This is a genomic window from Winogradskyella sp. SYSU M77433, assembly GCF_029911945.1.
Lineage (GTDB): Bacteria > Bacteroidota > Bacteroidia > Flavobacteriales > Flavobacteriaceae > Winogradskyella.
Genome location: NZ_JARYTG010000008.1, coordinates 168103 through 181844, shown reverse-complemented (window position 1 = coordinate 181844; position 13742 = coordinate 168103). Strand labels below are relative to the sequence as shown.

Sequence of the window (13742 nt, the reverse complement as noted above, 5' to 3'; positions counted from 1 at the left end):
AAATTACGCTTTTTGTTTCATTTTTTCTCTTCTTCTCTCAGCCCAAGCAACAGCATGCTTGTCTAACTTTACAGTTAAATAACGCATAAAACGCTCATCACGTCTAAACTCTAACTCTAAAGGTTCAATTGCTTCACCAGCAACTTGATACTCGAACAAGTGATAAAAACCACTTTTTTTGTTTTGGATTGGGTAAGCTAATTTTTTTAGTCCCCAATCTTCTTTGGCAATCATTTTAGCACCTTTGTCAGTTAAGAAATCTTCATACTTCTTTACTGTTTCCTTTACCTGATCTTCAGATAAAACGGGATTTAAAATGAAAACAGTTTCATAATGATTCATAATAAAAAATTTTGTTTATCGTTAAAACGGGTGCAAAAATACATATAAATTCCAATTTCACCAACGTTTTCTAGCGAAAGTTTCACTAAATTTGCCCGCTAAAAATTATGTTAAAATTTACAGTTGAACGGTATTATTTGTTTTTTAACCGAAATTATCGTACTATTGTCGATATCTTAACCTAAAAATGTATAATGTTATGACTTTAAACTGTGTAGTTGTTGATGATTCTGCGATTCAGCGCCTCTCTATAGTAAAGTTGATTGAGAATCATTCTTCTCTCAACCTTATTGCAGAGTACAGCAGTGCTTTAGAAACTAAAAACGGTCTTAATACACATAAGGTAGATCTTATCTTTTTAGATATAGAAATGCCTGTATTAAACGGTTTTGAGCTTTTGGATGTACTCAACAACAAACCCCAAATTATTTTTGTCACAGGTAAAACCGAGTATGCTTTTAAAGCATTTAATTACGATGCTACCGACTACCTTCAGAAACCAATCACAAAAGAACGTTTTAACACTGCAGTTGAGAAAGCTATTGAGCAACACAAGCTTAAATTAGACTTTAACGAAACTGACGGTGAACACATCTTTGTAAAGAGTAATCTTAAAAAACGTAAAGTTTACATCAAAGATATTAAATGGATTGAAGCCCTTGGTGATTACGTAAAAGTAGTGACAGAAGAAAACAGCTTAGTGGTATTATCTACAATGAAAGCTTTTGAAGCAGAATTACCAGAAGGTAAATTCTTAAGAATTCACAAATCTTACATCGTAAATCTTGATAAGATTGATAGATTTAACAGTAAGAACGTTGAAGTTGGTGCCTACGAAATCCCTCTAAGTAGAAACAAAAAAACACAATTAGTTGACGCGCTCAACAACATGTAAACTATTACACTTTGAATTAACACGCCCTCAAAATATTAAAAAGTCTCACCAATTGGTGAGACTTTTTCTTTTAATAATTATCGACATTTAGTACTACTCTTACCGCTCTGAAATCCTTAACAGCATTAAAGCTATTATCTATCTTTAAAATAGCCTCTTTTGTTTTTCCTAAAGATTGATTTGGAGAAATCTTAATTAAAATATTTTTATTGTATAAATTCCTGATTCTTGAAACAGGTGGAAATTCTGGTCCTAAAACATTAGCCTTAAATATCTGTCTTAATGATTTAGCATACCAATCTGCCGCAAGATTGACTCGATTATAATCTTTATGCTTAAATGTTATTTTAATTAATCTGTAAATTGGTGGATACTTAAAGTTATAGCGATCATTCATTTGCTCTGCAAACATTTCCTTATAACTGTTTGTAGATACTTGCTGTAAAATATTGTGATGCGGATTGTAGGTCTGAATTAAAACCTTACCTCTTAAATCGGTACGACCTGCCCTACCCGAAACCTGAGCCATAAGCTGATAACTCCGCTCGTGAGCTCTAAAATCCGGGAAGTTAAGTAAGTTATCTGCATTCATTATACCTACTAACTTTACATGCCTAAAATCCAAACCTTTGGTTAGCATTTGTGTACCTACCAAAATATCGATGTCTCGTTGCTCAAAATTATTGATAATTTTTTCGAAACCATATTTCCCTCTTGTGGTATCCAAATCCATTCGAGCTACTTTTTTATCTGGGAATAATACTTTAACCTCTTCTTCTATTTGTTCGGTTCCAAAGCCTTTAGTATCTAATGTGGGATTACCACAAGCTTGGCAGTTTTGCAACATAGCTGAGTTATAACCACAATAATGACAACGTAATTGATTTCTGTATTGATGATACGTTAAACTCACATCACAATTAGGGCATTGTGGAGAGTTTCCACAAGTTGTGCATTCTATAATAGGTGAAAAACCTCTTCTATTCTGAAATAATATAATTTGAAAACCTTCATCCAAGGTTTCTGCCATTTCTTCAATCATTCTGTCGCTAAAATGACCTTTCATTCGCTTTCGCTTGTACTTATCTGCCAGATCTACCAATTCTATATCTGGCATCAATACATTATTGTAGCGAATATTTAACTCTACAAGACCATATTTGCCTTGTGTTGCATTATAATAACTTTCTAAACTTGGTGTTGCAGAACCCAAAAGCGTCTTGGCCTTATGGAAATTTGCTAAAACAATAGCTGCATCTCTGGCGTGATATCGAGGTGCTGGATCAAATTGCTTGTAAGATTGCTCATGCTCTTCATCTACAATTATTAAACCCAAATCATTAAAAGGTAATAATAATGATGAACGTGCTCCGATAACCACTTGTGCTTTTTCAGAATTTTTGAGCATATTATGCCAAACCTCAACACGCTCGTTGCCAGAATAACGACTATGAAACACAGCAACTTTATCTCCAAAATAATCTTGTAAACGTTGTACAAGTTGGGTTGTTAAGGCAATCTCCGGCAATAAATACAAGACTTGCTTACCAAGTTCTAATTGCTTTTGGATGAGCTGTACATAAATTTCAGTTTTACCAGAAGATGTCACACCATGCAACAATGCCACTGGCTTTTCTTCAAAAATTGAATTGATGGAATCTAAAGCCTCTAATTGCGCTTCACTCAATTGTTTTGTATCAGCATCTCCTTCTCCATCAAATTGAACTCTGTCTGTTTTTAAATGATATTCCTCTAAAATAGTCTTATCTATCAGACTTTTTATGATAGATGATGACGCACCACTCCTATCTGTTAACTCAGATACTTTAATTGGTCTTCTTTCAGAAGCTTCCATACTAAATAAAGTCAGTACAACCTCACGTTGTTTTGGTGCTCTACTTAATTCTTCTAAAAGCTCTTGAAGTTTTGCTTCGGACTTATGGTTTTCATGAAGCTTAACATAGCGCACCAACTTAGGTTGGTATTTTTCATATAGTTCTTCCTGAAGGTTTATGACTCCTTTTTCAACCAGACTATTTATTACTGGAAGCACACGTTTTTTATCTAAAATAGATACCACATCATTAATTTTTAATGACGACTGGTATTGTAAAGCCTCATAAATTAGAAATTCTTCATCTTTGAGTTCCGTGTCTTTAACTTCTACTTTTTCGTTCTTAGAAATGATTGTTTCACTTTCAAGAATAAAAGCATTTGGCATAGCTGCTCGCATCACTTCACCCAAACTACACATATAATAGCCTGCTATCCATTCCCAGTGCTGTAGTTGACTTTTTGTAATTACAGGTTGATCATCTAAAATTTGATGAATTGTCTTTGCATCGTAAGCCGTAGGTGGATTATTATGAATTTTATAAACCAAGCCTGTATAAATCTTACTTTTTCTAAAAGGTACAGCAACACGCATCCCTATCTCTAAAAACTCAGATTCGGCTTTAGTGATATGATAAGTAAATGCCTTTTGAAGTGGAATAGGCAATAAAACGTCTATAAAATGATGCATAGACCAAAAGTAAGATGTTTGTACAAAAAAACCACCTCAATTAGAGATGGTTTTTCAACACTTAAAAAAGCAACTAACTATTGTTTTATGATTTTAATTAATTCTCAATAGTATAAGATACATTATTAAAAGTACCTTCACTTACTGAGTAAGTGACATCTGGATTATCGTTATCTATAGCCACAAAACTAAACTCACCAGATATCACTTGATTTACTTTATCTATAGATGATATTTTTAGATAGGTATTTTCATCTGATGCACCTCCAGATGAATTACCGTTAATTGATGCAGCATACTGACCTGACACATAAAAGTCCTGACCGTCACCAAAGACCTCAAAACCATCTATAACTGATCCAAAATCAATGCCGCCAAATGTAATACCAATTGTACTAGCATTATTTCCACCTTCATAATCTACAGCAGCCAAACCAAATGCAAAAACCGAATTATTCTCATATAGTTGTGCGGATATTCCACTTAATCCTAAGTCTGCTAAAAAATTACTACCATTCACTTTTGCAGAAACGAAAGTTCCACTTGGATTACTATCACCATCAGAGTTATCACTTACACTACAAGCTAAAAGCGATATTGACATTGCGAATAAACAAAATATCTTTTTCATAATTTACTGTGACATTAGAGATTAAAATAATAATGTATACCTGCACCATATGCAAAACCTGCATAAGTACCAACACCATCATCAAAAGACCCGCCAACGTATCCTAACTCTGCATTAAAAGCCAAGCCTTCAACAAAATTTGGAATTGTAAACTCTACGCCTCCACCTACTCCAAATGAAATGGTATTAAATGATTCCGAATAGCCTAAAAACTCATACTTAACAGTAAAGTATCCTAATTGCCCATATGCATATGGTCTATAAATAAATGAATCTCCTTTTTCCTGAAAGTTATAAAGATACCTTCCTGACATAGCAAATGAACTTGATCCAAACCCATAAGATGCACCTCCGACAATGACCTGAGCCGCATGGTTTTCCGTAAAATTGTACTTTGCACTTAGTCCGTAAGCTGGATAAGAAGAGGCTAAACCTACACCTAATTTACCTGGCTCGGACAAATCCTGAGCTTGAAGAGACATCGAAAATAAAAACGCTAATAAAGCAATAGATAAATAATTGATTTTCATATTTTAAAATTTAAATTGATTAATGATATTTTAATTGAAGTTTAATTTGTTCAATCGTCCATTTTGAATAATTTTCTAAGAGATGCTGTATCTTTTTTCTTAGTAACAGTATTTGAGCCTCTTGTTTTTACTGAAGCAGATCCTTTAGTTGATTTCTTTGAATCTGCTCTAGTTCTACGACTTGAAGCCTTATCCTTTTTAACTTGAATGTTGGCATCAGAAGTTTCTGGTTTTACAGGAGCTGTTCCTCCTGACTTTCTATCCGCAAGAGCCCTTAAGATTAAAATTTCGGTATCATAATCACCTAAATAAATTTTGTCATAGACTGTTATAGCATCATTAAATCTGTTTTGTTCTTCGTAAATCCAGCCTAGCAATAGGAGCTCGCTCCTTAGTGATTTAACATTTTCTTTGTTTGGATTAACTTCTATGCTTTTATCAATATCAGATTCGGCCTCTTTGAGATTTCCTAGTTTAAATTGAAGTTGGGCTCTCATGAAATAAGTGACGGCATTAGGTGTTAATGCCACTTGTTGATTATATGACTCTAGGTCTCCTTCTTTAACTTGCTCAGCTGCTATCAATCTTCTACTTACTCTTAAACCTTCTAAAAATTCGTAATAAGTATCACAACTATAGACCAATTCATATTTAAAAGATTGTAAAAGTTCCTTTCGAGCTAGCTGACCTTTGTAAAACTTTTGGCTTACATCTTCTTCAACTATCTGAGCATCAATTTGCGCCGCATAATTCGGTAATGTTTGCTTATAGCACGTATTATATGTATTCTCTGTAAGTCTACGTTTAAGCTTTTCTTGCGTTAGGCAATCGCAAATATCAGATTTAAAGGAATCCTTATAATTTTGAGCCTGCCCTGTAGTGACACCAAAAAGGAAGAGAATTATAAATGTGTTTAGATTTTTCATATCTAAAAATTTTAATATTTATTCTTCATCCTCTTTAGTGCCTACAAAATATGTCTTAACTGTAACAGCACAGAATTTCAATACCTTCTTAGCTTTATTCATATTTAAAGTAGCTTTTGCTTGTCTCATAAAAGGAGCGTAACTAATATCATCAACAATATCTGGGGCAATACTCCATAAGCTATCAATATCTCGTTCAGCTCTTTCTGTAAGTTCATCTTCTATTTCAACGGGCACCTCTACACCTTGTTTTACTAAACTGTCATAAACAAAAACTTTGTGGTATAAATCAAATGATTTGTTTACAAACAAGTCTACACTTTCAACCTTAGATTCTCTTCTTGGTGGCTTTATTCGCTTTTGCGACCAACTCAAAACTGGTATTAATAAAATTATTGAAAGAATTAGGGCTCCATTTTGCTGAGGTTTAATAACTGATTTCATAATTTGTGGTATATGGATTAACTGAGCATAAAATAACTGCATCTATGCAGTAAAAACCATAACCAACTTATTATCGTAGACTTTGAGTGTATTAACGTGTTTTTATTTTTCCTTTAATAATTATTATTATTTTTATCTAGCTATTAATTAAAGATTTAATGAAAAGACACTTACCCTTACTCTTTTTATTCGCTACTTTTTTATGCCAATCTCAAAACAGTATTATAGATTCTTTGAAACTGGAACTAAGGCATAAAACTGAAGATAATATTGAAAGGTTAAAAACACTAAACCATTTAGCCAATTACGCACATTTAGAAACCCCTGAAGAAGGAGTTAACTACTCTAACAAAGCTATTTATCTTGCAAAAAAACTAGGAGAGAAAAAAGAAGAGGCATTAGCTTACAGGTATAAAGCATACAACCTTACGGAATTAGCTAAAGATTCTCTCGCTATAGAAGCTTATAACAGTGCCATTGCAATACTTAACTCAGAAAAACAATGGATTGATGTTGGGAAATTTGAGTTTAATAAAGGGTTACTTTATTTTAATAAATCCGACTTTTCTAATGCAATGACCTGCTATGATAAAGCCCTTAACATTTTTGAAACAGAAAAAGACAGTCTTTTAATGGCTATTGTGCTTAACGGAATTGGAACTAGCCAAATGTACCTTACAAAGTACCCAGAAGCCATTAATACCTACCTAAAAGCGTCTTCCACATATGAGAGAATTGGAAAATCAGACACAGACCGCCATGCAGAGGTTATCACTAACCTTGGAATTTTATATTCTAGGTTAGAAAAATATAATTTAGCCTTAAACTATTACAACAGAGGATTAAAAATTTATGAAGAATCTAATAATAGCTTCGGAAGAGCAAACACATTAACCAATATTGGAAATGCTTATGACAACTTAAAAAAGTCTGAATTAGCTATTGAAAATTACGAAAAAGCCCTAGAAATAATGACTAAGCTCAACCACAAGTACGGTATAGCTAGTGCATTGGTAAACATTGGGATAGCAAACATTACCTTAAAAAACTATGACAAAGCCCTATCGTATCTTTTACGCAGTAAAAAATTATTTGAAGACTTAGAAAACACATTTAACCTGGCTATTGTCTATGAAAATATTGGGTTAACCTATCTAGAAAGTGCTAACTCTGATAATTCTAAACTTCAAAAAGCTAAATTTTACTTAGAACAAGCTATGGATTATGTTAATGCTATTGACAATTTAAAAAGCAAAGCCAGTATACTCGAAAAACTAGCCGAGGTCAATGTTCAGTTAAATAATTACAAATCTGCATATTTTAATTTGAATGAATCTCAGAAAACTAAAGCCACCTATTTATCCATAGAAAAAAAGGAAGAAATTGCTAAGTTAGAATCAAAATTTGAATACGAAAAAAAAGAAGCAGAACTCACTGCATTACACGACAAAGAACAAGCCATAAAAGAAACTGAAATCTTACGTCAAAGATCCATTAAGAATGCCTCAGTTATTGGAGGTAGTGGTGTTATTACAGCTGCTGTTATTGGTTTTGTACTCTACAGAAGAAAACGAAACGCTGTTTTAAAATCTAAAGAGGCTGAATTTAATGCCAAAGTATCCGACACAGAACTAAAGGCATTAAGATCGCAAATGAATCCGCATTTTATTTTTAATTCCCTCAATTCCATTGGCGATTATATCTTGAAAAACGACACACAAGCTGCAAGTGATTACCTCAGTAAGTTTGCCAAACTTATGCGTATGACTCTTGAAAATTCTGAAAAAAAAGAGATTTTACTTAGTGAAGATATTACTCTCCTAAAAACTTATATGGATATAGAACGTAAACGTTTTAACAACAAGTTTAACTACACAATAGATATAGAAACTTCATTAGATCCTGATGATATTTTGGTACCTCCTATGATTCTTCAGCCGTTTATTGAGAATAGTATCATACATGGTTTAGCTTTAAAAGATGAAGGGCATATTACTATTTCGTTTAAGGCACAAAACAACATGCTTATATGTAGTGTAGACGATAATGGCATTGGTAGAGAAAAATCCTCTAGTAGTTCTACACACAAGAAGTCCTTGGGTATGGCAATTACAAAAAGTAGAATTGAGATTATCAATAAAATAAAAAATACAAAAGGAGACATAAAAATAATTGATAAAACAAAAGGCACTAAAATTGAAGTTTCACTTCCTATGCAATTAGCTTATTAGTATGATAAAAACAATAATCATAGACGACGAAGACCACTGTACTGCAAGAGTGCTAAATTTAATTGAGCAACACCCAAATACTTTTGATGTTTTGGCTACTTGTAATACTGTTGATTTAGCTCTAAAAGTAGTTCCGGTAATGCAACCTGATTTAGTGTTTTTAGACATTCAAATTCATGATAAAACGGGTTTTAATTTTCTACAGGAAATTGACAAAGTAAGCTTTAAAGTAATCTTCACCACAGCTTTTGATAATTATGCCATAAAAGCTTTTAAGTATAGTGCTATTGACTATCTGCTTAAGCCAATTGATAAAGATGATTTTGATGGAGCCATTAACCGTTTAAAGGAAGATTTAAATTCAAAAAATATAGAAAGTCAAATTCAAAGTTTGTTTAAAAACTTAAAGCCAAACACTAAGAAAGTTATCACCATTCCTTCATTAACTGGTTTTGAAACACTAAAAGTTGATGATATCATTCACCTAGAAGCAGACACAAGCTATACTCACATCTATACGAGTAATAATAAACTTATGGTTTCTAAACCTATAAAATATTACGAAGATTTGCTCGACGAAAATATTTTTTTCAAAACACACAAATCGCACCTAATCAATTTAGATCACGTAAAGCAGTATTATAAAGGTAAACAGAGTTACGTTGTAATGTCTAACGACTCGCAAGTACCAATTTCTGTAAGAAAGAAGGATGAGTTTTTAAAACGTTTTGATTAAATACTTTCACCTTTATTCACTTTCCTTAAAAAATGAAGCGATGCATTAAGCTCATAACCCAACAATAGAATATTAGAGTTTAACCACAAATACAAAAGCAATATCAATAAAGCTCCAATAGATCCGTAAAGCTCATTATACTGAGAAAAATTTTCTATATAAACACCAAACAGGAATGAGGTTAACATGATGAGCAATGTCGTTAACAACGCACCTACAGAAAAGAACTTTGAATGTCTTCCTTCCTTTGTTCCGAAATAATACAATGTAGCCGTTGCTAAATATACCATGAGAACAAAGAACAAATATTTTGCAACCAGAATCCAGCCCAAACCTTTGTCGCCATCTTCAAAGGCTTCTCCACTGAAACTTTCATATAAAGGTTTAATAATATAAATCTGAAAATACCCAAAAACAGCTACAGTTATCAATAATAAAAATGCAAGGATTAAAGCAATACCTAGAGCAAACATATATTGCTTAAAAACATTTCTGTACAGCTGCCTATGATATGAACTTTCAAAACCTGAAAAAACAGCATTAACACCATTAGCCATTAAAAATATAGACAATAAAAACACAGAAGATATTATTCCACCATTCGCATTACTACTGATGCCTTTAAAGATATTATCAAAGAAAAATTCCGATGTTTGTGGAGGTAAAAATGAGTTTAAAAAACTTTCAAACTCTTGTGGAAAACCTTCAATAGGAATATGTGGTAACACAATAACCACAAATAATAAAAACGGAAAAATAGCAGTAAAAAAACTAAAAGCAATAGCACTAGCTCTTGTTGTTAATGCTCCTTTAAAAATGCCCAACCCATACAATTCCAACAAATCGTAGACTGATAAACCTTCAAAACCAGGTAATTTAATTTCCTTAAAAAAACGGACAAGGAGATTAACTACTGGTATTTTCTCTAATTTATCTTCAATAGGTTTAGTCATGTAGTATTAGATTCTAGACTTTGGGTTTTAGACAGCTTTTAAGCTTAAATCCATATTATAAACTGAATGTGTTAAAGCTCCAGATGAAATATAATCTACACCACACTCAGCATAATTTCTAATGGTTTTTTCAGTAATACCTCCAGAAGATTCCGTTAGGCACTTATCACCAATGAGCTTTACAGCTTTTCTTGTGTCATCGTAATTAAAATTATCGATAAGGATTCTGTAGACTCCGCCACAACTTAAAATCTCTTCTATTTCGCCTAAATCTCTTGCTTCGACAATAATTTTTAGATCTCTGTTAGTATCCTTTAAATATTGTTTTGTCTTTTCTATGGCTTTAGATACTCCTCCTGCAAAATCAATATGATTATCCTTTAACATTATCATATCATACAGTGCAAATCTATGATTCTCACCACCACCAATTTTCACAGCCCATTTTTCCAAAGCTCTTATTCCTGGTGTAGTTTTACGTGTATCTAGAATCTTTGTCCCTGTACCTTCTAATAAGTCGACATACTTTTTTGTTTTAGTCGCAATCGCACTCATGCGTTGCATAGCATTTAAGACTAAACGTTCAGCTTTTAAAATTGATTGTGATGCTCCTTCCACATAAAATGCGATATCTCCATACTTCACTTTACTTCCATCTTCAATCAAAGTCTCAACCTTCATGTCTTTATCAACGTAAGCAAACACTTGTTTTGCAAATTCCACACCAGCGATGACACCTTCGTCTTTTACCAAAAGTTTAGCTTTTCCTTCAGCTGAAGCTGGTATACATGCTAACGAACTATGATCGCCATCACCTACATCTTCACGGATAGCATTAGAGATTATTAATTCTATTTCTTTATTGAATTGTTCTTGAGAAATCATTTTGTAAACTTATTTAATGTAAAAATAGGCATTGAAAGATTAAAATCTGAATAACTAAATACCAAATTATAAAAAAGTATAACTTTATACGCATGAATATAAAACTCATTGCCATTGGCAAAACCGACAATAAAAATCTTATCTCATTAATTGAAGATTACTCAAAGCGCTTGAGCTTCTACATTAAGTTTGAATTTGAGATTATTCCTGACATCAAAAATGTGAAGAACCTCTCAGAAGCCCAACAAAAGGAAAAGGAAGGTGAGCTTATTTTGGCAAAAACACAAAATTCAGATATCCTGATTCTCCTAGATGAAAACGGAAAACAGATGGATTCCGTAGCATTTTCTAGTTACCTGCAAAAGCATATGAACTCAGGAATTAAGACTCTAATATTTGTTATTGGTGGACCGTATGGGTTTTCAAACGATGTGTACAGCAGAGCTAATGGAAAATTAGGATTATCTAAAATGACTTTTTCGCATCAAATGGTACGACTATTCTTTATAGAACAGTTGTATAGAGGCTTTACCATTCTTAGAAACGAACCTTACCATCACAGATAACCATTCTAATTTACTTATCGCTTAATAACTCTAAAACATTAGATTTTAAAACTCTGAGCACCTCAGAATTACTTTGATTTTCATTGGCTCTATCAAAATAAGATTCCAATAAAATTCTACTGTGTTTATTTTGATCAGAACTACCAGCAAAATTATAAAACGCCATAGACCAATCGTCCCACAAAGTTTTTTTGGTTTTAGTTTCTATTAGTGTCTTAACATCAAAATGTCTTTCGTCATTTTTAATACTTGCATACAGCTCTTTTATGGGCTGTTCTGGACCTTCAATAATCTGAATAAACTGACGATCACTATATACAATACAACCTGTAATATTTTGGCTCTTATTGTGCTTTTTGGCTTTTAATAGCATATTTTCTATCTCTGATAGAACAAAGCTTTCTTTGGCCGTAGACTTATAAATTATGGAATGAAACATTAATTAAATAAAAACATATGCCTGTGAAGAAGTAAACTAGGCCATTAACAATTCAGGATTACTAATACATTTAGATGGTAACATACCAAAACGTTTTGAGAATATTTTGGTAAAATAACTTCTGCTCGAAAAACCTACGCTATAAACTATTTCAGAAACATTAAGATCTGTTTCTCTAATTAGTGTAGCGGCTTTATCGAGTCTTTTATCTTTTATATAACTGCAGATAGTATCATCAAAAAGGTAGCTAAAGCCTTTTTGTAATTTACTAGCATTTAGTCCAGAAAGCTTTATTAAACGATTCACAGAAAGATCTTCTGATAAATTATTGGATATAAAGTTCTCTAGTGCAATTATCTTATCTATTTCAGATTGACGGATTGGCGCTTCTGACAAATCACTCTTAGTGTCTTTATCGTGCCTATCGATCTGAGAAGCTAAAATATTTAGTATTGCAGCTTCCTTAAACAGAATTTCTGCAGATGTTTGAAAAGAATATTTTAAAGCTTCTTGTACAAATGTGGCTGTTTTAAAGCAAATTCTTCCTAAATACCTATAATCATGACTTAGGTACATTTGAGACATAAGGTATAAAACCTTTTCTCTCATGCGCTCTAATTCTGTCTCGCATATGTCGTCTATATACTTATCTGGTGTATAAGATGTAATGCTAATTTTTAAAGGTATGTTTGCCGGAAACTTTAAAACGCTTTTAGTTTTTGGTGGTCTACTAATAATAGAATTTTGTCTAAAATTTATACGTTCATAAGATTTAGCATTCTTAAATTTATGAGACACTGAACCTTCCAAACAATAAATAAAATCTATACTGCTTGAATTATTCCCTGAAAGATATAATTCAAATTCATCATCTAATGTTACATCAAACATCAGATTAGTTATATCCTTAGAAATTTTGGTAACAGTTACCACTCCACTACCATAAGCTTCATTGATGTTGGTGTACAACGAACTTTTTTCGCGATGAACTTTATCGCCTATGGCATTAGAAAGAATTAATAAATCCTTTATAGTGTCAATTCCAGATGATTTTACTTGTGGCATTAATTTTTATTAATTTATTATCTAAGGTACGCATTTAATATACGCAACATGTTTTTAAAACCGAAATTATCAATATTTTGAATCGATTGAGCACAAAAAAAGAGAGTCTATTATTTTAAGGAATGAACCCAATCAAACATTAAAATAATAAACCCTCTAATATTAAACGTCTTAGCGCTCTAAATTAATGTGTTTTAAAAACTTCTTTGCGTTTCTTTAGTTGACGTTCTAAATCATTGATAGTTTCCCTAACCGCAACTTCATAATTACTTTTATTTGAAGTGGCAAAAATTCGAGGACCAGGAAGACTCAACTCAATATCACAAAACTTTCCTTCGTTGTGTAAATTATCATCATGCTTAAAACGAACTGTGGCACTAATTAAAAATTCATATCTGTTAAACAATTTACCTAATTTTTCTTCGGTGAAAGCAGATAGTGTCTCACTTACATCTGTATTCACATATTCAAAATTTACCGTCATAATAATTGTGTTTATATTGTTAATTCTCTTTATCTAAGATACGATTTTACACCAGCATCTTGAGTGATAAATATCATAAATTTGAATTAAA

Annotated in this window: 15 protein-coding genes; 4 read left to right on the top strand and 11 right to left on the bottom strand. The window is 32.3% G+C overall.

Annotation, left to right across the window (positions count from 1 at the left end; translation table 11 throughout):
* Positions 1–3 precede the first annotated feature (3 nt).
* Complete coding sequence (gene rpsF / locus QGM60_RS15865; RefSeq protein ID WP_281141234.1) at positions 4–342, bottom strand: 30S ribosomal protein S6; 339 nt, start codon at positions 340–342, stop codon at positions 4–6.
* Positions 343–541: 199 nt separating this feature from the next.
* Here rpsF and QGM60_RS15860 point away from each other — a divergent pair, with 199 nt between their 5' ends.
* Positions 542–1237, top strand: a complete 696-nt coding sequence (locus tag QGM60_RS15860; protein WP_281141233.1) for a LytTR family DNA-binding domain-containing protein — start codon at positions 542–544, stop codon at positions 1235–1237.
* Positions 1238–1307: 70 nt separating this feature from the next.
* On the opposite strand, the gene priA is transcribed toward QGM60_RS15860, so the two are convergent.
* The 5 genes from priA to QGM60_RS15835 all read right to left on the bottom strand — a co-directional run bounded on the left by priA (position 1308) and on the right by QGM60_RS15835 (position 6292).
* Complete coding sequence (priA, locus tag QGM60_RS15855; protein WP_281141232.1) at positions 1308–3761, bottom strand: primosomal protein N'; 2454 nt, start codon at positions 3759–3761, stop codon at positions 1308–1310.
* 97 nt (positions 3762–3858) lie between these two features.
* Entirely contained in the window at positions 3859–4392 is a 534-nt protein-coding gene (locus QGM60_RS15850) for a hypothetical protein (RefSeq protein ID WP_281141231.1), read from the bottom strand.
* 14 nt (positions 4393–4406) lie between these two features.
* Positions 4407–4922 (bottom strand): hypothetical protein, encoded by a 516-nt coding sequence (locus QGM60_RS15845; protein ID WP_281141230.1) that lies wholly within the window; start codon positions 4920–4922, stop codon positions 4407–4409.
* Positions 4923–4972: 50 nt separating this feature from the next.
* Complete coding sequence (locus tag QGM60_RS15840) at positions 4973–5848, bottom strand: tetratricopeptide repeat protein (RefSeq protein ID WP_281141229.1); 876 nt, start codon at positions 5846–5848, stop codon at positions 4973–4975.
* 18 nt (positions 5849–5866) lie between these two features.
* Entirely contained in the window at positions 5867–6292 is a 426-nt protein-coding gene (locus tag QGM60_RS15835) for a hypothetical protein (protein ID WP_281141228.1), read from the bottom strand.
* Between the two features lie 158 nt (positions 6293–6450).
* Between QGM60_RS15835 and QGM60_RS15830 the strand changes: the two genes are divergently transcribed.
* The gene (locus QGM60_RS15830; RefSeq protein WP_281141227.1) at positions 6451–8523 is read left to right on the top strand and encodes a tetratricopeptide repeat protein; all 2073 of its coding nucleotides are present in this window, start codon (positions 6451–6453) and stop codon (positions 8521–8523) included.
* Position 8524: 1 nt separating this feature from the next.
* Positions 8525–9259: a LytTR family DNA-binding domain-containing protein gene (locus QGM60_RS15825; protein WP_281141226.1), complete on the top strand. Its 735-nt coding sequence runs from the start codon at positions 8525–8527 to the stop codon at positions 9257–9259.
* Here the strand turns inward: QGM60_RS15825 and QGM60_RS15820 are convergent.
* Together QGM60_RS15820 and nadC are read right to left on the bottom strand one after the other, a co-directional pair.
* Complete coding sequence (locus QGM60_RS15820; protein ID WP_281141225.1) at positions 9256–10212, bottom strand: YihY/virulence factor BrkB family protein; 957 nt, start codon at positions 10210–10212, stop codon at positions 9256–9258. The genes QGM60_RS15825 and QGM60_RS15820 overlap by 4 nt on opposite strands.
* 27 nt (positions 10213–10239) lie before the next feature.
* On the bottom strand, positions 10240–11097 hold the full coding sequence (gene nadC / locus QGM60_RS15815) for a carboxylating nicotinate-nucleotide diphosphorylase (RefSeq protein WP_281141224.1): 858 nt from the start codon (positions 11095–11097) through the stop codon (positions 10240–10242).
* A 92-nt stretch (positions 11098–11189) separates the two neighbouring features.
* Here nadC and rlmH point away from each other — a divergent pair, with 92 nt between their 5' ends.
* Entirely contained in the window at positions 11190–11663 is a 474-nt protein-coding gene (rlmH, locus tag QGM60_RS15810; protein WP_281141223.1) for a 23S rRNA (pseudouridine(1915)-N(3))-methyltransferase RlmH, read from the top strand.
* A gap of 10 nt (positions 11664–11673) precedes the next feature.
* Here the strand turns inward: rlmH and QGM60_RS15805 are convergent, their stop codons facing one another.
* The 3 genes from QGM60_RS15805 to raiA all read right to left on the bottom strand — a co-directional run bounded on the left by QGM60_RS15805 (position 11674) and on the right by raiA (position 13651).
* Entirely contained in the window at positions 11674–12102 is a 429-nt protein-coding gene (locus QGM60_RS15805; RefSeq protein ID WP_281141222.1) for a BLUF domain-containing protein, read from the bottom strand.
* A gap of 36 nt (positions 12103–12138) precedes the next feature.
* Positions 12139–13167 (bottom strand): AraC family transcriptional regulator, encoded by a 1029-nt coding sequence (locus tag QGM60_RS15800; RefSeq protein ID WP_281141221.1) that lies wholly within the window; start codon positions 13165–13167, stop codon positions 12139–12141.
* A gap of 184 nt (positions 13168–13351) precedes the next feature.
* The gene (gene raiA / locus QGM60_RS15795; RefSeq protein WP_281141220.1) at positions 13352–13651 is read right to left on the bottom strand and encodes a ribosome-associated translation inhibitor RaiA; all 300 of its coding nucleotides are present in this window, start codon (positions 13649–13651) and stop codon (positions 13352–13354) included.
* Positions 13652–13742: the final 91 nt, after the last annotated feature.